18 protein-coding genes and 1 tRNA gene are annotated in these 22,177 nt (G+C 69.3%); 11 read left to right on the top strand and 8 right to left on the bottom strand.

The genetic code is table 11. The annotated features are described in order from the left end of the window. Positions 1 to 278 precede the first annotated feature (278 nt). The 4 genes from HET64_RS20280 to HET64_RS20265 all read right to left on the bottom strand — a co-directional run bounded on the left by HET64_RS20280 (position 279) and on the right by HET64_RS20265 (position 4,888). Positions 279 to 1,163: an S-methyl-5'-thioadenosine phosphorylase gene (locus HET64_RS20280; RefSeq protein WP_215107593.1), complete on the bottom strand. Its 885-nt coding sequence runs from the start codon at positions 1,161 to 1,163 to the stop codon at positions 279 to 281. A 102-nt stretch (positions 1,164 to 1,265) separates the two neighbouring features. After that, on the bottom strand, positions 1,266 to 1,616 hold the full coding sequence (locus HET64_RS39910) for an FmdB family zinc ribbon protein (protein ID WP_215107592.1): 351 nt from the start codon (positions 1,614 to 1,616) through the stop codon (positions 1,266 to 1,268). A gap of 66 nt (positions 1,617 to 1,682) precedes the next feature. Further along, complete coding sequence (locus HET64_RS20270) at positions 1,683 to 2,963, bottom strand: MFS transporter (protein ID WP_215107590.1); 1,281 nt, start codon at positions 2,961 to 2,963, stop codon at positions 1,683 to 1,685. A gap of 335 nt (positions 2,964 to 3,298) precedes the next feature. Then, positions 3,299 to 4,888 (bottom strand): potassium/proton antiporter, encoded by a 1,590-nt coding sequence (locus tag HET64_RS20265; protein ID WP_374105566.1) that lies wholly within the window; start codon positions 4,886 to 4,888, stop codon positions 3,299 to 3,301. Positions 4,889 to 5,165: 277 nt separating this feature from the next. On the opposite strand from HET64_RS20265, the gene HET64_RS20260 reads away from it, so the two are divergent. Beyond that, positions 5,166 to 7,910: a penicillin acylase family protein gene (locus HET64_RS20260; protein WP_215107588.1), complete on the top strand. Its 2,745-nt coding sequence runs from the start codon at positions 5,166 to 5,168 to the stop codon at positions 7,908 to 7,910. 2 nt (positions 7,911 to 7,912) lie between these two features. Here HET64_RS20260 and HET64_RS20255 read toward each other — a convergent pair whose 3' ends face one another. Further along, the gene (locus tag HET64_RS20255) at positions 7,913 to 8,524 is read right to left on the bottom strand and encodes a 5-formyltetrahydrofolate cyclo-ligase (RefSeq protein WP_215107586.1); all 612 of its coding nucleotides are present in this window, start codon (positions 8,522 to 8,524) and stop codon (positions 7,913 to 7,915) included. 93 nt (positions 8,525 to 8,617) lie between these two features. Here HET64_RS20255 and galU point away from each other — a divergent pair, with 93 nt between their 5' ends. From galU to HET64_RS20220, 7 genes are all read left to right on the top strand, one after another. Further along, a complete protein-coding gene (gene galU / locus HET64_RS20250) occupies positions 8,618 to 9,520 on the top strand; it encodes a UTP--glucose-1-phosphate uridylyltransferase GalU (protein ID WP_215107585.1) in 903 nt (300 codons plus the stop codon). Positions 9,521 to 9,524: 4 nt separating this feature from the next. After that, positions 9,525 to 10,835 (top strand): gephyrin-like molybdotransferase Glp, encoded by a 1,311-nt coding sequence (gene glp / locus HET64_RS20245; protein WP_215107584.1) that lies wholly within the window; start codon positions 9,525 to 9,527, stop codon positions 10,833 to 10,835. A 101-nt stretch (positions 10,836 to 10,936) separates the two neighbouring features. Further along, positions 10,937 to 11,437 carry a cyclic pyranopterin monophosphate synthase MoaC gene (moaC, locus tag HET64_RS20240; RefSeq protein ID WP_215107583.1) on the top strand — a complete coding sequence of 167 codons (501 nt, stop codon included), beginning with the start codon at positions 10,937 to 10,939 and terminating at the stop codon, positions 11,435 to 11,437. Positions 11,438 to 11,607: 170 nt separating this feature from the next. Next, positions 11,608 to 12,108: a molybdenum cofactor biosynthesis protein B gene (locus HET64_RS20235; protein WP_215107595.1), complete on the top strand. Its 501-nt coding sequence runs from the start codon at positions 11,608 to 11,610 to the stop codon at positions 12,106 to 12,108. 17 nt (positions 12,109 to 12,125) lie between these two features. Next, positions 12,126 to 12,746 (top strand): GNAT family N-acetyltransferase, encoded by a 621-nt coding sequence (locus HET64_RS20230; RefSeq protein ID WP_215107582.1) that lies wholly within the window; start codon positions 12,126 to 12,128, stop codon positions 12,744 to 12,746. A gap of 166 nt (positions 12,747 to 12,912) precedes the next feature. Beyond that, entirely contained in the window at positions 12,913 to 14,124 is a 1,212-nt protein-coding gene (gene glpR / locus HET64_RS20225) for a gephyrin-like molybdotransferase receptor GlpR (RefSeq protein ID WP_215107581.1), read from the top strand. A gap of 98 nt (positions 14,125 to 14,222) precedes the next feature. Then, positions 14,223 to 14,296, top strand: a tRNA-Ala gene (locus tag HET64_RS20220). A gap of 871 nt (positions 14,297 to 15,167) precedes the next feature. On the opposite strand, the gene HET64_RS20215 is transcribed toward HET64_RS20220, so the two are convergent. Then, positions 15,168 to 16,403 (bottom strand): DNA methyltransferase, encoded by a 1,236-nt coding sequence (locus HET64_RS20215; protein WP_215107580.1) that lies wholly within the window; start codon positions 16,401 to 16,403, stop codon positions 15,168 to 15,170. Positions 16,404 to 16,414: 11 nt separating this feature from the next. Continuing rightward, positions 16,415 to 17,440: a Bpu10I family restriction endonuclease gene (locus HET64_RS20210; protein WP_215107578.1), complete on the bottom strand. Its 1,026-nt coding sequence runs from the start codon at positions 17,438 to 17,440 to the stop codon at positions 16,415 to 16,417. A gap of 563 nt (positions 17,441 to 18,003) precedes the next feature. Here HET64_RS20210 and HET64_RS20205 point away from each other — a divergent pair. Then, positions 18,004 to 18,222, top strand: a complete 219-nt coding sequence (locus HET64_RS20205) for a hypothetical protein (RefSeq protein ID WP_215107576.1) — start codon at positions 18,004 to 18,006, stop codon at positions 18,220 to 18,222. 415 nt (positions 18,223 to 18,637) lie between these two features. Next, on the top strand, positions 18,638 to 19,861 hold the full coding sequence (locus HET64_RS20200; protein ID WP_215107575.1) for a S1 family peptidase: 1,224 nt from the start codon (positions 18,638 to 18,640) through the stop codon (positions 19,859 to 19,861). A gap of 58 nt (positions 19,862 to 19,919) precedes the next feature. Here HET64_RS20200 and HET64_RS20195 read toward each other — a convergent pair whose 3' ends face one another. Beyond that, positions 19,920 to 21,038 (bottom strand): helix-turn-helix transcriptional regulator, encoded by a 1,119-nt coding sequence (locus HET64_RS20195; RefSeq protein ID WP_215107574.1) that lies wholly within the window; start codon positions 21,036 to 21,038, stop codon positions 19,920 to 19,922. A 139-nt stretch (positions 21,039 to 21,177) separates the two neighbouring features. Between HET64_RS20195 and HET64_RS20190 the strand changes: the two genes are divergently transcribed. Beyond that, positions 21,178 to 22,177, top strand: a 1,000-nt coding sequence (locus HET64_RS20190; protein WP_215107594.1) for an RNA polymerase sigma factor, incomplete at its 3' end; no start/stop codon positions are given.

Raw genomic sequence — 22,177 nt, 5'->3', positions numbered from 1 at the left:
GGGTGGACGTGAGCGGCGACGGGGACGGGGACATGGCACCACCTGGATTCGGGCGGACGAGGGCAAGGGAGAAGGAAAGGGAAAGGGGAGTCCGGACCGGTTGACCCGGCCGGACTCCCCTCACTTTCCCCCGCCCACGCAGATCCCGCTGAGGCCTGTGGACAGTCCTCGCACTGGGGATAACCCCGTCACCCGTTCCGGCGATGTGCGCCCTGCCCGAGCGGCGGTGATCCCCGAAACGGGCAGGGCGCTACCCGCTACGGGCAGGGCGCTACCCGCTACGGCAGGGCGATACCCGTGTCGATCCCGTCCAGGGCGTGGGCGCACGTGCAGTTGCGGTTCTCGCTCTTCGGCAGCCCGGCCACCGCGTCGAACAGCACCGAGCGCAGCCGGTCCACGTTGGCCGCGAACACCTGGAGCACCTCCTCGTGCGAGACGCCCTCGCCCGCCTCGGCCCCCGCGTCCAGGTCGGTCACCAGGGTCATCGTCGTGTAGCAGAGGCCCAGTTCACGGGCGAGGACCGCTTCGGGGTGTCCGGTCATGCCCACGACCGACCAGCCCATCGCCGCGTGCCAGCGCGATTCCGCACGGGTCGAGAAGCGGGGACCCTCGACAACCACCAGGGTGCCGCCGTCCACCGGCTCCCAGTCGCGTCCGCGAGCCGCGGTCAGTGCGGCCCTGCGCCCCTCGGGGCAGTACGGGTCGGCGAAGCCCAGGTGGACGACGTTCGGCACGGTTCCGTCGGCCCGGGTCTCACCGTCGTAAAAGGTCTGCACGCGGGCCTTGGTGCGGTCCACCAGCTGGTCGGGGACGAGCAGGGTGCCCGGCCCGTACTCCGGCCGCAGCCCGCCCACCGCGCACGGGCCGAGCACCTGCCGGACCCCCACCGAGCGCAGCGCCCAGAGGTTGGCCCGGTAGTTGATGCGGTGCGGTGGCAGGTGGTGGCCGCGTCCGTGGCGGGGCAGGAAGGCCACCCGCCGGCCGCCGAGCTCGCCGAGGAAGACCGAGTCGCTCGGCTTCCCGTAAGGGGTGTCCACGGAGACCTCGGTGACGTCCTCCAGGAAGGAGTAGAAGCCCGAGCCGCCGATGACACCGATCTCCGCGGAACTCCCGGTACCCGCCGTACCCGTACCGGAGCCCGTTGCGTCAAGTGCGTTCGCCATGCGGTCACCGTATCCGGAGGAGCGATTCCCCGGTCGAACGCCCGGACCCCGCCGAGTGGCCTCGGCGGGGTCCGGTGAAAAGCAGGTGGGGCGTACGCGGGCTCAGGCGGCCGACGTACCGCTCGACGAGGCCGGCGCGGAGGCCGACGACGAGGAGGAGCCGGACGAAGAGGACGACGACGACGCGCTCGCCTTCGTGTCCGAACCCGACGACGAGGACGACGCGGAGTCGGACGACTTCGAGGCCGTCGACGACGGCGTGCTGCTCGACGAGGAGCCACGGCTGTCGTTCCGGTAGAAACCGGAACCCTTGAAGACGATGCCGACCGCGGAGAACACCTTCTTGAGGCGTCCGTCGCAGCTCGGGCACACGGTCAGGGCATCATCGGTGAACTTCTGCACCGCCTCGAGGCCCTCGCCGCACTCGGTGCACTGGTACTGATAGGTCGGCACTTGCTCCTCCTGGCACTCTCACTCAATGAGTGCTAACGACGCTCCATACTGACGTATTCCGTTGAATCAGTCCACCGTGACCGGCTCGCGGTGACCGATCCCACGTGCGACGGTGCGTCCCGAGGACCTCGGAGTCAGCCGCGAACGCAGGGCCAGCAGGGTCATCAGGGCCAGCACGGTTCCGGCCAGCGGCACCAGGAAACCGGTGCTCGCGCCATGAGTGTCGGCGAGTTGCCCCGCCACGGTCACGGCCGCGGCCTGTCCGAGCGCCACGGCGCCCGTCAGCCAGGTGAAGGCCTCGGTGCGGGCGGTGGCGGGCACCAGCGCTTCGACCAGGGTGTAGCCGCTGATCAGCGCCGGGGCGATGCAGAGGCCGACGAGCAGGCCGAGCCCGGCCAGCAGCGGCACCGAGTGGACGGCCCACAGGCCGGACGCGGTCAGGGTCAGCGCCACGTACCCGACGATCAGCCGTCGGCGCGGGCTGCTCTTCCAGGCGATGGCGCCGCAGGCGATGCCGGCCAGCATGTTGCCCGCCGCGAAGACTCCGTAGAGGACACCGTTCACCCCGGGGTGGCCGATCTCCTCGGAGAACGCGGTCAGCGAGACCTGCATCCCGCCGAAGACCGCGCCGATGCCCAGGAAGGCGACGGCCAGGACGCGCACACCCGGCACGGAGAGCGCCGAGGCGTGCGGTTCGGCCGCGGTGGCCGCGTTGCGAGGGGCGGGCTGGGTGGCGCGCTGAGCGGCGAAGAAGAGGCCGCCGACCAGGGTCAGGGCGGCTTCGGTGATCAGTCCTGCCGCCGGGTGCACGCCGGTGCAGAGCGCGGTGGCGATCACCGGGCCGAGGACGAACGTGAACTCGTCCGTCACCGACTCGAACGCGGCCGCGGTGGACATCAGCGGAGAGGCGGGCCGGTCGGGGGTCGCCCCCAGCATCGCCGCCCAGCGGGCCCGCACCATGGGGCCGATCTGCGGGATCGAGGCGCCGGTCGGTACGGCGGCGACGAAAAGCGCCCACAGGGGTGCGTCCGCCAGGGCCAGTACGGTCAGGGCGCTCACGGAGACGGTGTGGAGAAGCACCCCGGGCAGCAGGACGGCGCGCTGACCGAAGCGGTCGGCGAGCTTGCCGCTCTGCGGGGCGAACAGCGCCATGGAGACGCCGGAGACCGCCGCGACGGCGCCCGCGCTGCCGTACGAGCCGGTCGTGTGCTGCACGAGGAGGACGATGCCGATGGTGAGCATCGCGAAGGGCTGTCGTGCGGCGAAGCCCGGGAGGAGGAAGGTCCACGCACCGGGGGTGCGCAGGAGTTGCCCGTATCCGGGGCGGTCGGAGACCGTGGTCGCCACGGTCCTTGCCTTTCTGCCGCCTGGTGGCCCTGCTTCCCGGCGCCCTTGTGGGGCGGGCCGGACGGAAGCGGCCGAGAGCTGTCCTCTTCGCGCGGAACTGCGGTAGATGCCGGGCGACTCGCTGCAATCGGCGAAGAAACGCCGGGCGAAGAGACACCACGACCGCCATACGGTCGCGCCAGCTCTGCATCAGACAGAGTTGGTCGATCAGGTTTGCCCTTAATCGTACAGGCAGGAAGCCCTGTATGCCTGTGATTGCGTACAGGACTTCCGTATCAGCCTGTGATCTGCGACGCGTGCGCTGCCGATTCCCTGAGTCGTCGCCTCAGTGGGTCTCAGGGACTCGGACTCGTCTTCGTGTCGCTGTCGCTGCCGCTGCCGCTGCCGTTGTCTCTGGCGCCGGCACCGCCGAGCTTCTTGGCCAGCTTCATCGCCTGGGGGATGGCGGAACCGCCATGGGGTCCCGCCATGCCGGGTGTGCCGGCAGCGGGGGAACGGCCCGTGCCCAGCCAGCCGGCCAGTTTGCCGCCCTCGCCGACCGCCCGCAGCCGTTCCTCCGCCCTGTCGCGCACCGGATCGGTGGCCACCACCAGCAGTTCGTCCCCGCGCCGCAGCACCGTCGCCGGGGACGGCACGAAGCTCGTGCCCTCGCGGACCACCAGCGTGACCGCGGCGCCCGGCGGAAGCCGGAGCTCGCCCACCTCGACGCCGTGCATCTTGGACTTCGTGGGGATGGCGACCGACAGCAGGTGTCCGCGCAGCCGTTCCAGCGGGGCCGACTCGATGCCCAGGTCGGCGGCCTCGGCGGGGTCGTCGGCGATCTTCAGCTTGCTCGCGACCCAGGGCAGTGTCGGGCCCTGGATCAGGGTGTAGACGATGACCAGGACGAACACGATGTTGAAGATTCTCGTACTGCCGTCCACCCCGGACACCATCGGAATGGTCGCCAGGACGATGGGCACCGCCCCGCGCAGCCCGGCCCAGGACATCAGGACCTTCTCGCGGGCCGGCAGCCGGAACGGCGCGAGACTCAGGAAGACCGACAACGGCCGCGCCACCATGGTCAGCACCAGGCCCACGACGATGGCGGGCCAGAAGTCGTCGACCAGGTCGTGCGGGGTGACGAGCAGGCCGAGCAGCACGAACATGCCGATCTGGGCCAGCCAGCCGAGCCCGTCGGCGAAGCCCCGGGTGGCGGGCCAGTGCGGCAGCTTGGAGTTGCCGAGGATCATCGCGGCCAGGTAGACGGCGAGGAATCCGCTGCCGTGGGCCATGGCGCCCGCCGCGTACGCGGAGACGGCGATGGCCATCACGGCGATCGGGTAGAGGCCGGAGGCGGGCAGCGCCACGTGCCGCAGCCCCAGGGACCCCAGCCAGCCGACCGCTATGCCGATCGCCGCGCCGATGGCCAGCTCCATGGCGATCTCCGCGACCAGGATGTACCAGTGCTCGACCGGGCCGGCCGCGGAGAACGCGACGACCATGATGACGACGGGGGCGTCGTTGAAGCCCGACTCGGCCTCCAGGACACCGGTGATCCGGGGCGGCAGGGGAACCCTGCGCAGCACGGAGAAGACGGCCGCCGCGTCGGTCGAGGAGACGACCGCGCCGATGATGAGGGCCTGCCGCCAGTCCAGGCCCACCAGGTAGTGCGCGGCGGCGGCGGTGATGCCCACGCTGATGCCGACGCCGACGGTCGAGATCACCGCGGCCGCGGGCAGGACGGGTCTGACTTCTTTCCACTTCGCCCCGAGTCCGCCCTCGGCCAGGATGACGACCAGTGCGGCGTAGCCGAAGACCTGCGTCAGCTCGGCGTTGTCGAACTTGACGTCGAAGATGCCGTCCTGCCCCAGGGCGATCCCGATGCCGAGATACAGGAGCAGGCTGGGGAGCCCGCTGCGTGAGGAGATCCGTACCGCCGCCACGGCGACGAGCAGGACGAGCGAGCAGACGAGCAGGAGTTCGTTGAGCGCGTGGACAGTCAGGGTCCGTTCCTTCCCTGCGTGCGCCTGCCGGATCGTCCTCCGGCAGCCAGTTACTTCGTTACCTTACCTAATCTTTAACGATTCCTTGACGGGTTCGAGTGTTCGTACGAGGAAGACGCAAATGGATGCATCCCTATACCGCGTCCGAGTGGCTTCTCCGCTGCGCCTATGGTTGCTCCTGCACTCCCAGGACCACCCTGCCCCTCGAAGGACAGCGATGCCCTCCAACACAACCGCCTCTTCCGGCCCTTCCGACGCGAAGAAGCCCGGCAGGAAGAAGGGGCGACGCGCCCGCCTGCTCGTGCTCGTCCTGGTGCTGGCGCTCGTCGCGGGTGTCGGATACGGGGCGTACTGGTCCGTATCCACCGTGCGGGCCTCGTACCCGCAGACCACCGGGTCGATGACTCTCGACGGCCTCTCCGGCGACGTGGAGGTCAAACGTGACTCCTACGGAATCCCGCAGATCTACGCGGACTCCGACGCCGACCTCTTCCGCGCCCAGGGCTTCGTCCAGGCCCAGGACCGCTTCTGGGAGATGGACGTCCGGCGGCACATGACGTCCGGACGGCTCTCCGAGATGTTCGGTTCCGGACAGGTGGAGACCGATTCCTTCCTGCGGACGCTCGGCTGGCGGAAGGTGGCGCAGAAGGAGTACGACGAGGTCCTGGACGCGAGCACCAAGAAGAACCTCCAGTCGTACGCGGAGGGCGTCAACGCGTATCTGAAGGGCAAGGAAGGCCGGGACATCTCGGTCGAGTACGCGGCTCTGGGGCTGACCAACGACTACAAGCCCGGCGAGTGGACCCCGGTCGACTCGGTGGCCTGGCTGAAGGCGATGGCCTGGGACCTGCGCGGCAACATGCAGGACGAGATCGACCGTTCGCTGCTGACCAGCCGTCTCGACAAGGATCAGATCGAGGACCTGTACCCCGGCTACCCGTACAAGCGGAACAAGCCGATCATCGAGAACGGCGCGATCTCCCCGGTCACCGGGAAGTTCGACCCCGAGGCGACCCCGTCGGACAACATCGGCTCCACGACCCCCGAGGGCGCCACCGAGGGGCTGAACACCCAGATGGCCGCCCTCTCCGACACCCTCGACGAGATCCCGGCGCTGCTCGGCCCCAACGGCAACGGCATCGGCTCGAACTCCTGGGTCGTCGACGGCAAGCACACGACGTCCGGCAAGGCGCTGCTCGCGAACGACCCGCACCTCGCGCCGATGCTGCCCTCCCTCTGGTACCAGATGGGACTGCACTGCCGGGAGCTCTCCAAGACCTGCCAGTACGACACGGCCGGCTACACCTTCTCCGGTATGCCCGGTGTGATCATCGGTCACAACCAGGACATCGCCTGGGGCCTCACCAACCTGGGCGCCGACGTCACGGACCTCTTCCTGGAGAAGGTCTCGGGCGACGGCTACCTGTACGACGGCGAGAACAAGTCCTTCAAGACCCGCGAGGAGACCATCAAGGTCGCCGGCGGCAGGGACCGGACGATCACCGTCCGCGAGACGAACAACGGCCCCCTGGTCTCCGACCGCAGCAAGGAACTGGACAAGGTCGGCCAGAAGGCACCCGTCGGCACCTCCGCACCTGACCGGGCCGACGGCTACGCGGTGGCGCTGAAGTGGACCGCGCTGGAGCCCGGCAAGTCGATGGACGCCGTCTTCGCGCTCAACCGGGCCAAGGACTTCACCACCTTCCGGAAGGCCGCCGAGAACTTCGAGGTCCCCTCGCAGAACCTCATCTACGCCGACACCAAGGGCAACATCGGGTACCAGGCCCCCGGCAGGATCCCGGTCCGCTCGAAGGGCTACGACGGCACGGCGCCCGCGCCGGGCTGGGACCCGAAGTACGCGTGGGAGGGGTACATCCCCTTCGACGAGCTGCCGTACGAGTACAACCCGGACCGCGGCTTCATCGTCACCGCCAACCAGGCCGTCATCGACGAGGAGAAGTACCCCCACCTCCTGACCAAGGACTGGGGCTACGGCGCCCGCAGTCAGCGGATCAACGACCTCCTGACCCAGAAGATCAAGGGTGGCGAGAAGGTCTCGACCGATGACATGCAGAAGATGCAGATGGACAACTTCAGCGAGATCGCCGCGCTGCTGGTGCCCGAGCTGAAGAAGATCAACATCTCCGACCCGAGCGTCCGCGAGGCCCAGAAGCTGCTGGAGGGCTGGGACTACACCCAGGAGCCCGACTCGGCCGCCGCCGCGTACTTCAACGGCGTCTGGCGCAACATCCTCAAGCTCACCTTCGGCAACAAGCTGCCCAAGGAGATGCGGGTCGAGGGCGACTGCATCAACGTGCCGCCGGTCAAGAACAGCGGCCCGGCCGACCAGCAGAAGAAGCTCGTCCGCGAGTGCGGCCAGCGCGACGGCGACACCGCGCAGCCGGACGGCGGCGACCGCTGGTTCCAGGTGGTCCGCGACATCGTGGACGACCAGGACAACGAGTGGTGGAAGGCCCCCGCCCGGGGCCGCGAGGACGCCCTGGAGAGCCGGGACGACCTGTTCGCCCGGGCGATGGAGGACGCCCGCTGGGAGCTGACCTCCAAGCTCGGCAAGAACATCTCCACCTGGAGCTGGGGCCGCCTGCACCGGCTGACGCTGAAGAACCAGACCCTCGGCACCGAAGGCCCCGGCCTGCTCCAGCGGGCGCTCAACCGCGGTCCCTGGAACCTCGGCGGCGGCGAGGCCGCGGTCAACGCCACCGGCTGGAACGCGGCGAGCGGCTACGAGGTCGTCTGGGTGCCGTCGATGCGGATGGTCGTCAACGTGGGGGACTGGGACAAGTCCCGCTGGATCAACCTCAGCGGAGCCTCCGGGCACGCGTTCAGCGCGCACTACACCGATCAGACCGACAAGTGGGTCGACGGTGAACTGCTCGACTGGTCCTTCGGGGCGGACGCGGTCGACGCGTCCACCGTCGACACGCTGACGCTGAAACCGTAGGCCTATCGAGGGTTCACGAAGCGCCGCGCTCCGGCCGGCGTGACCACGGCGTCCACGGGGTGGTCGTGCGGTTCCGAGGGGACCCGCGCGACCACCTCGTCGTCGTACAGGAGCACGACGAGCGAAGGGTGCGCCCCGGCGGCCGTCAGCCGGGCCAGCACCCGGTCGTAGCTGCCGCCGCCCCGCCCCAGCCGCATCCCGGCCCCGTCCACCGCCAGGCCGGGCAGCAGCACCGCCCCGGCTTCCAGGACGGCGGCAGGGCCCAGGCGAGGGCCGTCCGGCTCAAGGAGCCCCCGCCCGGCCGGGAGCAGGTGCTCCGGGCCCTCGTAGGCCGCCCAGTCCAGGTCGTTGTCGGCCAGGAGGACCGGCAGCAGCACCCGGACGCCACGCCCGCGCAGCGCCTCCAGGAGGGCGCGGGTGCCCGGTTCACGGCCCACGGACACGTATGCGGCGACCGTACGGGCGTCGGCCAGTTCGGGCAGGCTCAGGGCCGTCCCGGCGAGAACCGCAGCCGTCCGGACGGCGTCCTCCTTCGTCAGGAGGGCCCGCGCGGCGAGCAGTTCGCGCCGCAGGGAGCTCTTCGCGGACGTCTTTCCGGACTTGTCGGTGTTCAATGGTGACTCGCACGATTCTCGTATGGGCATATTTAAGGACGAAGTTAACCGGAATATCAGCTTCCGGCCGTGTGCAGCCGTTAAGGTCTGCACATGACTCAGTCGCACCCCAGGATCAGCAAGGCCGTCATCCCGGCAGCAGGTCTCGGCACCCGGTTCCTGCCCGCCACGAAGGCCACTCCCAAAGAGATGCTGCCTGTCGTCGACAAGCCGGCCATCCAGTATGTCGTCGAAGAGGCCGTGGCAGCGGGTCTCTCCGACGTACTGATGATCACCGGCCGCAACAAGCGTCCCCTTGAGGACCACTTCGACCGCAACTACGAGCTGGAGTCCGCGCTCACCCGCAAGGGCGACGCCGAACGCCTCGCCAAGGTCCAGGAGTCCAGCGACCTGGCCACCATGCACTACGTGCGACAGGGCGACCCCCGCGGCCTCGGGCACGCCGTGCTGTGCGCCGCCCCGCACGTGGGCGACCAGCCCTTCGCGGTGCTCCTCGGCGACGACCTGATCGACCCGCGCGACGCGCTGCTGGCCCGGATGGTCGAGGTCCAGGAGCGTGAGGGCGGCAGCGTCATCGCGCTGATGGAGGTCGAGCCCTCGCAGGTCCACCTCTACGGCTGCGCCGCCGCGGACGCCACCGTCGACGGCGACGTGGTCCGCATCACCGGCCTGGTCGAGAAGCCGGACCCGGCCGACGCCCCCAGCAACCTCGCCATCATCGGCCGGTACGTCCTGGACCCCGCGGTCTTCGACATACTGCGACACACCGAGCCGGGCCGCGGCGGCGAGATCCAGCTCACCGACGCGCTCCAGCTGCTCGCCGCGGACGAGAAGATCGGCGGCCCCGTGCACGGCGTCGTCTTCAAGGGCCGCCGCTATGACACCGGCGACCGCAGCGACTATCTGCGCGCCATTGTCAGACTGGCGTGCGAACGTGAAGACCTGGGGCCGGACTTCCGGACCTGGCTGCGCAAGTACGTCGCTGAGGAGATGTAACCCCGTGAGCAGCACGATCTGGTCGGTGGACGAGCACCTGGACGACATCCTCGCGGCGGTGAGGCCGTTGGAGCCCATCGAGCTGCAGCTGCCGGACGCCCAGGGCTGCGTCCTCGTCAAGGACGTCGTCGTGGAGGTGGCCCTGCCACCGTTCGACAACAGCTCCATGGACGGTTACGCGGTCCGGATCGCCGATGTCGAGGGCGCCAGCGAGGAGTTCCCCGCGGTCCTCACCGTCATCGGCGACGTCGCCGCGGGCAGTGCGGGGCTCGCCGACGACCAGGTCGTGGGACCGGGACAGGCCGCCCGCATCATGACGGGCGCGCCGCTGCCCGCCGGTGCCCAGGCCGTGGTCCCGGTGGAGTGGACCGACGGCGGTACGGGCGAGGGCCCGGCCGCCGCCATGCGCGCCCACAGCGACGCGCCCGAGGACGCCACCGGCGAGGTCAGGGTGCACCGGTCCGTCGTGGCCGGCGCCCATGTGCGCGAGCGCGGCAGCGATGTCAAGCCGGGCGATCTGGCCCTGGCCGCCGGGTCGGTCGTGGGCCCGCCGCAGATCGGGCTGCTCGCGGCGATCGGCTGCGCCACCGTGGTCGTACGGCCCCGCCCCCGCGTGGTCGTCCTGTCCACCGGCAGCGAACTGGTCCAGCCCGGCGAGCAGCTGACCGGCGGCCAGATCTACGACTCCAACAGCTTCGCGCTGACGGCCGCCGCCCGGGACGCCGGAGCCATCGCCTACCGGGTCGGCGCGGTGACCGACGACGCCGAGACACTGCGCGCCACGATCGAGGACCAGCTGATCCGCGCGGACATCGTCGTCACCACGGGCGGTGTCAGCGTCGGCGCGTACGACGTGGTCAAGGAGGCGCTGTCCTCCGTCGGGGACGAGGACGAGCCGGGCGGCGGGGTCGAGTTCCGCAAGCTCGCCATGCAGCCCGGCAAGCCGCAGGGCTTCGGCTCGATCGGCCCGGACCACACTCCGCTGCTGGCCCTGCCGGGCAACCCGGTCTCCGCCTATGTCTCCTTCGAGTTGTTCGTCCGCCCCGCCATCCGTGCCCTGATGGGCCTCACCGACGTGCACCGCCCGACGGCCCGCGCCCGGCTGAGCGCCGACAAGGCGCTCACGTCGCCGGACGGCCGCCGCCAGTTCCTGCGCGGCCGTCACGACGCCGAGGCAGGGACGGTCACTCCGGTCGGCGGTTCCGGTTCGCATCTGATCGCCGCGCTCGCGCAGGCGGACGTGCTGATCGTGGTGGGCGAGGACGTCACCTCGGTCGAGCCCGGCACGGAGACGGACGTGATCCTGCTCGGCTGACCGCCGCCCGGTGGCGGTACGGTATCTGCCGCCGTGCCTTCCGGGGGACCCCCTCCGGTTCCCCGAGGTCCACCGGCGCCCCTACCGCTAGGCGGAGTGAGTTGAGTACGCAGAACAGGCTGACGCACATCGACGAGGCGGGCGCGGCCCGCATGGTCGACGTGTCGGAGAAGGACGTCACCACCCGCGTCGCCCGCGCCGCCGGCCGGGTGCTCGTCTCGCCGCGCGTGATCGAGCTGCTGCGCGGCGAGGGAGTCCCCAAGGGCGACGCCCTCGCCACCGCCCGGATCGCCGGGATCATGGGGGCCAAGCGCACCCCGGACCTGATCCCGCTCTGCCATCCGCTGGCCGTTTCCGGCGTGAAGGTCGATCTGAGCGTGGCCGACGACGCCGTGGAGATCACGGCCACCGTGAAGACGACGGACCGCACGGGCGTCGAGATGGAGGCCCTCACCGCGGTCTCGGTGGCGGCCCTCACGGTGATCGACATGATCAAGGCCGTCGACAAGAGCGCGGTCATCACCGACGTACGGGTCGAGGCGAAGTCGGGCGGCAAGTCCGGCGACTACCGGCGCACCGCGCCGGAGGGACCGGACGCGTGACGCCGCCCGAGTCCGGAGTCCCCGGCCACGCGCAGCACACGCCCGGGTCGGGAGCCTCCGGCCACCAGCAGCACACGCCCGGGTCCGGAGTCCCCGGCCACGAGCGGCGGACGATCGCGCCGGGCGTCCCCGGCCACGAGCGGAAGACGCCCGAGCCCACCGGCGTCGAACTGCCCTCCCCCCTCACCGCCCTGGTTGTCACCGCCTCCAACCGGGCATCCGCCGGGGTGTACGCGGACCGGGGCGGCCCACTCATCGCCGAAGCGCTGACCGGCCTCGGCTTCACGGTCGACGGCCCGCAGGTCGTCCCCGACGGCGACCCGGTCGAGGCGGCCCTGCGCGCGGGCGTCGCCGCCGGGTACGACGTGATCGTCACCACCGGCGGTACGGGCATCTCGCCCACCGACGCCACGCCCGAGGCCACCCGTCGCGTCCTCGACCACGAGATCCCCGGCATCCCGGAGGCGATCCGGGCCGAGGGCCTGGCCAAGGTCCCGACCGCCGCCCTCTCCCGGGGCCTCGCGGGTGTGGCCGCCCGCACCCTGATCGTCAACCTCCCCGGCTCCACCGGAGGGGTGAAGGACGGGCTGACGGTCCTCGGCCGCCTCCTGGTGCACGCCGTCGACCAGCTCCGCGGCGGCGACCACCCCCGACCGGGGAGCCCGAGCTGAACATCGCGACCTGGCCGGTGACGCTGACCGACGGCGAGATCGTCCTGCGCCCGATAAAGATGCGTGACCAGCGGATGTGGCGCGAGGTCAACCGGCGCAACCGCGACTGGCTGCGCCCCTGGGAGGCGACGGTCCCGCCGCCCGCCCCCGGCGGTCCGATGGCCCAGCGCCCCACGTACCGGCAGATGGTCCGCCACCTGCGCGCCGAGGCGAACGCGGGGCGGATGCTGCCGTTCGCCATCGAGTACGAGGGCCGACTGGTCGGCCAGCTCACGGTCGCGGGGATCACCTGGGGCTCGATGTGTTCCGGGCACGTCGGTTACTGGGTCGATCAGAGCGTCGCCGGGCGCGGGGTCATGCCGACGGCCGTGGCCCTCGCCGTGGACCACTGCTTCCGTGCCGTGGGCCTGCACCGCATCGAGGTCTGCATTCGCCCGGAGAACGGTCCCAGTCGCAGGGTGGTGGAGAAACTCGGATTCCGTTCGGAGGGCGTGCGCCCGCGCTATCTCCACATCGACGGTGCCTGGCGCGACCATCTGATCTTCGCCCTCACCGCCGAGGAAGTGCCCGAGGGGATGCTCCGGCGCTGGCGCCGGTCGCGTCCCGTGACGCCGAGAGGCTCCGGACCGACCGACTAAATAAAATAGGTGTTCGAATTTGATCGCCCGGCGACCGCATGGGGTCGGGCTATCGGCGGCTGTTGATCCGAACAATCACAAAAAAAGTCCGTGATATCAGCCGGATCGCGCGACACACCGGGCCAATTGGCGGATCCTTCCGCGCAAACCCCTCTACGGTGTGAGCGTGAGCAGCAGCGGCCTCATCTACGCAGTCATCGTCGGGGCCTGGGCCGCCTACTTGGTACCGATGTGGCTCCGCAGGCAGGACGAGCTCAACGAGGCCCGTCCGACGGAACGCTTCAGCACCGCCATCCGGCTGCTGTCCGGACGGGCGGCGATGGAGCGCCGGTATGCCAAGGAGTTGCGGGAGCGCACCGCCGAGGAGGCGACGCCCGACGTCGACCCGGACCGGGAAACGGATCGTATGGAATCCGTGGACGTCCGGGCCTTTGCCGCGCCTCCGGCGCACACGGAAGCCAGGCTGACCGAACCGGCGCACGCTCCCGAGCGCGCCCCGGACCGCCAGGCCTCCGACCGCCCGGCGCATGACCGACGGGCGGCGCATCAGCTCTCTGACCGTCAGGCGCACGAGCGCCGGTCCGGCGAGCGCCCCGCGGAGCACGTGCCCCCAGCCCGGCGGCGCCCCAGCTCCGGCGCGTCCGACGCCGAGCGGGCCCGGCGCGCCCAGCGCTCCCAGGTCCTGGCGCGGCGCAGGCGGACCACCGTCGTCCTCTTCCTGGCCTTCACCCTCGGAGCGGTCGTCGCGGCGGTCGGCGGTCTCGGCTTCCTGTGGGCGCCCGCCGCGCCCGCCGTGTTGCTGAGCACGTACATCGTGCATCTGCGCGCCCAGGAGCGCCGGCGGTTCGCCTTCACCATGGACCGCCGCCGGGCCGAGGTCGCGGCACAGCGGCTGCGTGAGAACCGCCCCCGCAGGCACCAGCCCACGGCCCCCGCCCCCGCCGAGCCCGACGACGACTCCGAGGCCCACCACCGGGAGCCGGAGCCGACGCCCACGGTCTCCCCCCAGGAGGCGGGCCGCCGCGCGCTCGTCGAGCAGACGGACCACGCGGAGTGGGTGGACCAGCAGCGGGAGCGCGGCCGCGCCCAGGGCGACAGCTGGGAGCCCGTTCCCGTACCGCTGCCCACCTATGTCACCGCGCCCGTCGCCCCCCGGGCCACGGGCGGCGTGGAGGTCAACGACCCGGAGACCTGGAGCGCGGCCCGCTCCAGCACCGCCGAGCCCACCCAGACGGGCACGTCGCACCCGACGGCCCCCGCGATCGACCCTGCCCCGCGTCAGCGCACGAACCAGTCCCGCCGCAACCGCGACCGGGGCCGGACGCCGCTCTTCGACCAGTACGACGACGAGGACCGGCCGCGTGCGGCCAACGAGTGAGGCGGCGGACGGAGCTCGGAAATCCCGGCACCGCTGACCAGCGGAGGAACGGATTTCCAAGCACCCCTGTGGGGGTGCTAGAGTTTCACACGTTGCAAGGGCCTGTGGCGCAGTCTGGTAGCGCACCTCGTTCGCATCGAGGGGGTCTGGGGTTCAAATCCCCACAGGTCCACCGCAGCTCAGAGCCCCTACCGGGGAAATCCGGTAGGGGCTCTTTGGCGTCGTACAGCAGCGAAGTACGGCAACTGGATCCGATCTTGCGCACAGCCGCAGCAGCCGACCGCGCGGTGAAGGCCCGGTTGCTTGGCTGCCTGACGGGGAGGAAGCCCGCGACGCAGCATGCTGGGCATCTTCTTGAGCGGTGGCCACCTGGCGCGATGGCCATCAGCCGGAGGATGTCCGAGACCGGTACCCACGCGACGTGCCCAGCTTCCTCGATGCCAGGCGGTCGCGTGAGGGGCCTTGCCCTGGCCGATGATGCCTCCGGGGAGTTCTCAACCCCACGGGTCCGCCACGAAGCGGTAGCGCCCGAGCATGAGCACGCGGTGTTGGTCGGCGACCGGAGCGGCGATCGCCACGTGATGGAGCCGCACTGCGCGATGCTCGAAGCGCTCAACTCCCTGCGGCTCCACCTCGACCAGCGTCAGTTCGCCCAGCGGTTGTCACAGACCGTTCGCTCACCATGAATCCGCCATGGCTCCAGGTCTTCGGGCCGCTCGATGCCCACGTCGGTTGACGGCACTCGGTAGGAACTGCGGGCGGCCGCGAGGGCCGACCATCAACAGGTGACGATCACGCGCCAACTCCCGGGCGGGCGTGGAGCGAGAAGAAACCTTCTCTACGGGTTCAAGGCGCCACGCAAGCGCGGCGCGCGCCGCAGCCCCCGGCCGAGGGCTGCTTCTGTCTCCGCCCCGGCTGCCCCGTCCGGGGCGTCCGGGGCGGCGGCGCACCGAGCGCGGCACCAACCGAGAGAAACGGCCGGCACGGGGTGGGGGTGGGGGAACCCGTTGTGCAGGGCACCGGCCAAACCCGCTCCGCCGACCTCAAACCTTCATCAGGCTCAATTCCGGCGAAGCTTCCACTTTCATTACGCTCTCGATGGCATTCTGCACATCTTCCCGGACATCGCCCGTTGATTGCTCCAGTGCCTCCACCAGCACGTAGCGAGCTACATCACGCGCAAATTCGCCCAGTTTCGGTTCATGAGGAGCGATGGAGCTCTTCTCCACCTTGAAAGACAGAATATCTTCATAAATGACAACGCCGAACCTGTTAGTGAATTTTCTTTCCTGCCAGCGCGCAAAGTTCAGGTTGGGAAGTCGATCAGCCAGAGAAGCCACGATTTCAGAGTTCGAGAACGCGATGCCACGTACTTTGGATTCCCGTCCCACAACCAGGACGACGTTCCCCGCGTCGGAAACCAGTCTTTCCATCTCGCTCAGTGCTTTCATCATGTCGATGCAGTACTGAATTACTGTCAGGAATCGATTCTGGCGGTTCTTTCGATTGGATCCGATTTCCGTTCGTGCGGCAGGAAGGACATTCCAGCCGATCTTCTCCACCGCGGGACGGTAGTTCTGGTGATAGTTGAACACGTTGATGTACGGGGGTGACGTGACCACAAGGCCTGCGCACCCATCGCCAAGGGGCACCTTGCGGGCATCGCCAGGGATCACCTGGGAGGGAGTCGGAGCGCAGGGGAAGTCCATGATCAGGTCACGCACCTGATTCCAGGACTTCTGTACTTTCCTTGTGTCCGCTTCCTTCTTGTCCCCCATGCTCAGCAGCAGAGTGGTAGCGAAGATGCGCCCGACGTTCTCGTTCACAGCGCCGCGATGTCCATCAAGCAGATATTCAACGATGTCTTCGATTTCGTCCGGCTTGCCGAAAAGCGTGTCCTGCCCTGCAATCGAAATCTTGTCCAAGTGGGTGGAGGCTTCTTCTACGACCTGGAGCCGTTGCTCGTGGGGCAGCGTGGCAAGCTCCAGGATCCCGGACAGTTCCAACGCCGCGGGGTTGATTTCGACACCGGCCGACGGGATGCCCTTTCGGATGCACTCCAGAACGGTCGTGCCACTGCCCAGGAATGGGTCGAACACGATTCCGGAGCCGGGGTAGTAGACGTCGAGAAGCTTACTCACCAAGCCCGGAGTGAACTGGCCGCGCCAGGGGAGCGCGCTGCGCCGTTCCCGTACGAGCACGTCGAGATCGGCCTGCCCGATAAAGCTGCGGTCAAATTCACGCTTACGAACCGAGTTGAAGATCTCCTCGACGCCCATATCCCTGCTCTCTAGAAATATCCCTTGCTGACAACGTCTTCTTCGTTCGGATCCTTGGCCTCGAACAGGGACCTCAGATGATCGACGAATCGCTGCACGACATCATACCTGATCGGATTCCTTTCGAGGTAATCGACGTATTCCGATCTCAGCCGCTTCCTGTTCTCGGCCGATGAGTACTCTTTTCTCTTGTGAGAACCCAGCCTCTTTCCGCGCAGGATCAACACTTCATCGATGTCTGTGCCGGCAGTGCTGATAGGCGTCATGTCAAGGTATTCGCACATCAAATAATAGCGGGCTGCTGGAACGGCCACCTTGAGATCGTGAGAAGTGGCACTCGCCTCCTGGAACATCGTCTTATCCAGGTTGGTTTTGCACTCGGCGGCCACGTAGGCCAACCACACGGCAATGCTCGACGAAGCTCCGGTAGGAAAGTTCTTATCGAATGACGCCTGCAAGTAGGCGCGCCTGCTCAGTGTGAAGTCCTGGTCCTTCCGCCTGATCTTCATGTCGATGCCGCTGGTCGGCGCCGTAAGGGAACTTGAGAAATAGGCGGCCGCAAAAGCTCCGGCCGGCCCGGCGTACAGATCTTGCTCGGCCAGTACGGGAATCACTCGAGGGTCGATCAGCCACGGCAGGAACTCTTCGATGATGGAGTTATCAATCTTCAGCTGCCCCCGCTGCCTGAAAAGGAAGTCTTTCTCGCTGTCCCAGATCAGGTCGAGTTCCACGCATTTCTTGTAATGATTGACCAGATCGACTAGTTGCCGCACGAGTTCATTGCCGGTGGCGTTGATGCTCGACATGTCCTCAATCCATGACTCATACCGTTCTATCGCTTCCTCGACCGAAGCCCTGTCTTCCTTGGGCAGCTTTGAGTTCTTCAGCAGTTCAACGAGTTTCGACTTGTGGGGCGTTGGGCGCACCCGCACAGACGCCTCTGTACTGGCATCGGCCAGGGGCTCCGCCTCCGCAGTCTTCGCCGGCGCTGCTGCCGATGGTTCAATGGACGCAAAAAGGGTCTCGTCGCTGCTCATGCAGGGATCCTAACGGCGGCTATGGGGAGCTCGGAGCCGCTTGCTCTTCCTGCCTGACATCAACGGGACGAACGACCGCGGCCGGTTTGTTCGGCGTCGTGCTTATGGACTGGATTTCACCCCCGGCTGGTCGGAAGCAGCAGGTTTGCGGCAGCCGCTGGGGGTGCTCAAAACCCTGACGCCCGCAGAGTCCTCATGTGCCCCTGCCGCGCCGGGTGCCGAGCGTGGGCGCGCGATGATCTGAGGGAACCCACAGACCCACAACCGGCAGTTCTTGAGCAGGTCTCCGGAAACGCCACGAGGTCCCGCTCCGCCGTACGGGAAGGGCCTGTCGCAGCCGTCGCGTCGTCGCAGGTCATGTGGACGCCTCGGGCACGCACGGCGCGCGAGGCGACGTGTTTCGGACTTTGCCGGCCCGTCTTCCCGCAAGCGCACTCCGGAGCGGCTTCCCTCCCTATGCTCTACACGTCTGTAGATGTCGGCAAGGGGTGGGCGGGTTCCGTGCTGCCCCGTCGTACGTGTGCGCGCTTCGTGGGGAGCGCGACCGGAAGAGGGGAACGAGCATGGCCTCGATCGATCTGGACAAGGTGCTGGACAAGGCGTGGGCGGACAAGAGCGTGCCCGAAGTGCTCGCGGCGCCCGTCTCCGCGCTGAAGGGTGTCTCGGACCGGCAGGGTGACCTGCTCAAGGAGGCGTTCGGCGTCACGACCGTCGCCGACCTGGCGGAGTTGAAGTACGTCGGCTGGGCGCAGGCCCTGGCCGCGCTGGACGCGGCCAAGTAGGACCCGTTCGTATACGGGTAACGCCGCGAGTGGTTGACGAATCCCGTCCGGTCATTTCGACCGGGCGGGATTTCGGCGTTCGGAGAGGGCGGGGAGAGGTGCTCGGGGCGTCCGTGCCGCCGTGTCCGCCGATAGTGCGTCGCCTCGGTGCTGAGAAGGAGTTCGCAGGTCCGGCGGGGCAACGGCGGGTGAAGGATGGCCGCCTTCTCTACAGTTCTCGGCCAGTTCTGTAGAAAAGAGCCCCATCTCCGCTTCTTGTCGCGGCAGTTCCGGCTGGGCCAGAGTTCGAGGCGCGGCGACAGGGACATGTCATCGCCGCCGGGCAGTGTCCATGGAACACATCGTGCTTCCCCAGGCGCGGTGTGGCCACCCCCCCCATTGTCTGGACGCTCGCCTGCGTAGCGGAAGGAATCGCGTGAAGCACAGCAGGAAGAAGAACGCGCGCAGATACATCGTGGCCGCCTCGATCGGCGCCCTTCTGTCGGCCGGAGTCGCCACAGGGGCCTACGCCGGTACGACGGACGAGCCCTCGGCGCCCGCGGCGGCTCCGGCGTACCAGCCGGAGATGGTGAAGGCGCTCGCCACCACCCTGGGTGTCAGCGAGAAGGCCGCAGTGCAACGGCTGGACCGCGAGGCCGACCAGCAGGACCGGTTCGCGGAGCTGCGGAAGGACCGGGTCGACACGCTCGGGGCCTTCTTCGCCGAGGACGGTTCGCTGATCGTCAACGCCGCCGACGCCGAAGCGGCGAAGGATGTCCGGGCCGCGGGGCTCCAGTCCCGCGTCCCCGAGCGCGGCGAGAGCGAGCTCGACCGCATCAAGGCGCAGCTCGACGCCAGGGCGCTCAAGAGCGCCCCGGCCGGGGTGTCCGCCTGGTCCGTCGACCTCGCTTCGGACACCGTGACCGTCGAGGTCAACGGCGACTCCGACGCCGCGACCCGCAGCTTCCTCAAGGCGGCGAAGAGCAACGGCGACGCCGTACGCGTCGTGAAGGGCCAGGAGAAGCTGGAGACCCAGGCCGTCGTTCCGCCCGGCAGCCGGATGACCTTCAACGGCTACCTGTGCTCCGTCGGTTACGGCGCCAAGGACCGCAGCGGCAAGCAGGTGCTCGTGACCGCCGGGCACTGCATCGAGGACCTGCCGGCACTGGCCTACAACGGCACCCGGTTCGCCAAGGGCACCCACACCCGGTTCGCCCTGGGCACCCGCAGTGTCGACATGGGCATCGCGGCCGTCGACGCCGGCAACTCGATCGGCCTCGACGTCACCACGTACGGCCGGGCCGGCACCGTCCCGGTCAAGGGCAGCAAGCGGGCCCCCTCGGGTGCGGCGCTCTGCAAGTCCGGCCAGACCACCAACTGGACGTGCGGCAAGGTCGGCTCGTACAACGTCAGCGTCACCTACACCGACCAGAACGGCGGCCCGGACACCGTCGTGACCGGCCTGGCGAGCTCCAGCGTCTGCACCCAGGGAGGGGACAGCGGAGGCGCGTACATCTCCGGTGACCAGGCCCAGGGCATGACGTCCGGTGGTCCCAGCAACCAGCGCTGCAACGGCCAGGTCAACTCGCCCGGCTCCTCCTACTTCCAGCCGCTCGACGACGCCCTCGCGTACTACGGGCTGACGCTCAACACCAAGTAACCGCAACGGAGATCGAGACCGGCCGAAGGCCACCCCCCAGACGCGGGAGGCCGTCCACTCATCCTGGGCGGTCTCCCGTTCCACTTGTTCCCGTCCCGTAGTCCCACGCCACCCCGTGGACGCCGGGTTTGCAGCGGGAGGTGAGGACATGGACGTCGTGCGATTCGCTCAGCGGGATGCGCCGCCGGGCGCGGGGCGGGGCGCCCACCTTCTCCCGGACGTAGCGGTGGCAGTCAGACGGCAGGGCGCCGGGGTGGAAGAAGACCTGCTGGAGGTACTCGTGGAGGTTCGTCCGCGACCAGCGCTCGTAGTGGGTGGCAGGCGTCTTCGACGGGCTCACCTCGACCGCGTAACTCACCACCGTGGTGTCCAGTTTGGCCAGCTCCCGGCCGAAGTGGATCTCCAGTACCAGGGATTTGAGCCCCTTCAGATACGTGGCTTCGGCGAGGCGTCCGCAACTGACCCTGATGTCGACCGGCTCGGCCGCCTCGTCGTCGAAGCTGAGCACGAAGATCGCCCGGTCGGCCCCCGCCCGGCTGGCCCGCAGCACGTTCGTGGTGGAGATCGCGCTCAGGGTGCCGCTCTCTCCCATCCGCACGATGTCGTGGACCATCAGGGAGCTGGTCTCCTGGTTGAAGTGGCGGAAGCGCGCGCCGAGCGCCTTCTCGACCACCGAGTCCTCGCCGAGGATCTGGAGCGCCGCGCCCTCCGCGCCGGGCGGGGTGATCCGGCCGCGTGGGCGGCGCGGTCCGAGCAGCGAGCGCAGCGCTCCGGCGGGCAGCTCCAGGATCTCCTCCAGCACGTCCACCGCGCGCAGGGACCGGGCCCGTTCGGGCTGGCTGCGGCCGCGCTGCCAGCTGCTGAGGGTGGCCTGGCTGATGGTGATGCCGCGCACCCTGAGCCGCTCGCTCACCCGCTCCAGGGACAGCCCGCGGCGGTTCAGCGCCTCCCGCAGCGCCCCGGGGAAGGTGTCGGCGCCGGTCGCCGCCGCGTGCAGGGCCGAGGTGGTGATGGCCTCGCCCGTCCGCGCCGCGGTGGCGTGCGCCTCGGTGACCTGTGCGCCGGCGCCCTGCGCCTCGGTGACCCGCGCCTCGGTGGTGTCCGGACCGGTGGAGTCGCTCGCTCCGCCGCCCGCGGCCTCCGGCAGCGTGACGTCGGTGTCCGTATCGCTCGACATGTCCCTCCCGTTCCCGGCACTCTCTCGGCGGGACGGCCTACGGGCCCCCGCATACTGGTTGACCACCGGACGGGGGACGGATAACAAAACCCTCAGGGGTGACCTGTCCCACATCCCGGTGGCGAACCGAACGAAGGGCGTGAACGGCGTGGACAGCACCGCTCTGGTCATCGCGGCGAGGAACGGCGACCGGGCCGCCGGGGAACGGCTGGCCGCCCAGTACCTCCCGCTGGTCTACAACGTCGTCGGGCGCGCCCTCAACGGCCATCCGGACGTGGACGACGTGGTGCAGGAGACCATGCTCCGGGCGCTGTCCGGACTGCCCTCGCTGCGCGATCCGGCCCGCTTCCGCTCCTGGCTCGTCGCCATCGCCATGAACCAGGTCCGCACCCGCTGGTCCGGTCTCGGCCACCGCCCCGACCCGCTGGAGGCGACCGAGGAGCCCGCCGACCCCGCCGCCGACTTCGTCGACCTGACGATCCTGCGCCTCGAACTCTCCGGCCAGCGGCGCGAGACGGCCGAGGCCACCCGCTGGCTGGACGACTCCGAGCGCGACGTGCTGTCCCTGTGGTGGCTGGAGACGACCGGTGACCTCAGCCGGTCCGAACTCGCCGAGGCGCTCGGGCTTTCCCCGCAGCACGCCGCCGTACGCGTCCAGCGGGTGAAGAACCAGCTCGACGTCGGCCGCGCGGTCGTCCGGGCCCTCGCGTCCGACCCCCGCTGCCCGGCACTGGAGGACCTGCTGGGCGACTGGGACGGTACGCCGACGCCGCTGTGGCGCAAGCGGATCGCCCGCCATGTACGGGGCTGCGCCTCCTGCTCCGACGGCAGTGCGGGGCTGGTTCCGCCGGAGGGCCTGCTCTCCGGGCTCGCCCTGGTGGTGCCGCTCTACGACAGTGGCCAGCAGACGGCGGTGGCCTTCGCCTCGTCGGCCGCTCCGGCCGCCGCGTCCGCGACCGCCCCGGCCGCCTCCGCGCCGCTCGTCTCCGCCCCCTCCACCTCCGCCGCGTTCTCGGCCGGGAAGGCGGCGGGGCTCATAGCCGGGGCGGCTGCCGTGACCGCCCTCGCCGTACTGATCTGGCCCTCCGCCCCCGCCCCGCCCACATCGCGGGGCGGGGGCGTCACCTACAGCCCCTCGC

Source organism: Streptomyces sp. McG3, from assembly GCF_018619185.1.
Taxonomy (GTDB): domain Bacteria; phylum Actinomycetota; class Actinomycetes; order Streptomycetales; family Streptomycetaceae; genus Streptomyces.
The sequence above is the reverse complement of the archived record's forward strand: the minus strand, read 5'-3'. Positions and strand labels throughout refer to the sequence as shown.

Bases quoted from the DNA above. Each gene is read 5' to 3' on its own strand.
- HET64_RS20280 (WP_215107593.1), bottom strand. From the start codon at position 1,163: ATGGCGAACGCACTTGACGCAACGGGCTCCGGTACGGGTACGGCGGGT.
- HET64_RS20260 (WP_215107588.1), top strand. From the start codon at position 5,166: ATGCCCTCCAACACAACCGCCTCTTCCGGCCCTTCCGACGCGAAGAAG.
- galU (WP_215107585.1), top strand. From the start codon at position 8,618: ATGACTCAGTCGCACCCCAGGATCAGCAAGGCCGTCATCCCGGCAGCA.
- HET64_RS20215 (WP_215107580.1), bottom strand. From the start codon at position 16,403: ATGGGCGTCGAGGAGATCTTCAACTCGGTTCGTAAGCGTGAATTTGAC.
- HET64_RS20210 (WP_215107578.1), bottom strand. From the start codon at position 17,440: ATGAGCAGCGACGAGACCCTTTTTGCGTCCATTGAACCATCGGCAGCA.
- HET64_RS20205 (WP_215107576.1), top strand. From the start codon at position 18,004: ATGGCCTCGATCGATCTGGACAAGGTGCTGGACAAGGCGTGGGCGGAC.
- HET64_RS20195 (WP_215107574.1), bottom strand. From the start codon at position 21,038: ATGTCGAGCGATACGGACACCGACGTCACGCTGCCGGAGGCCGCGGGC.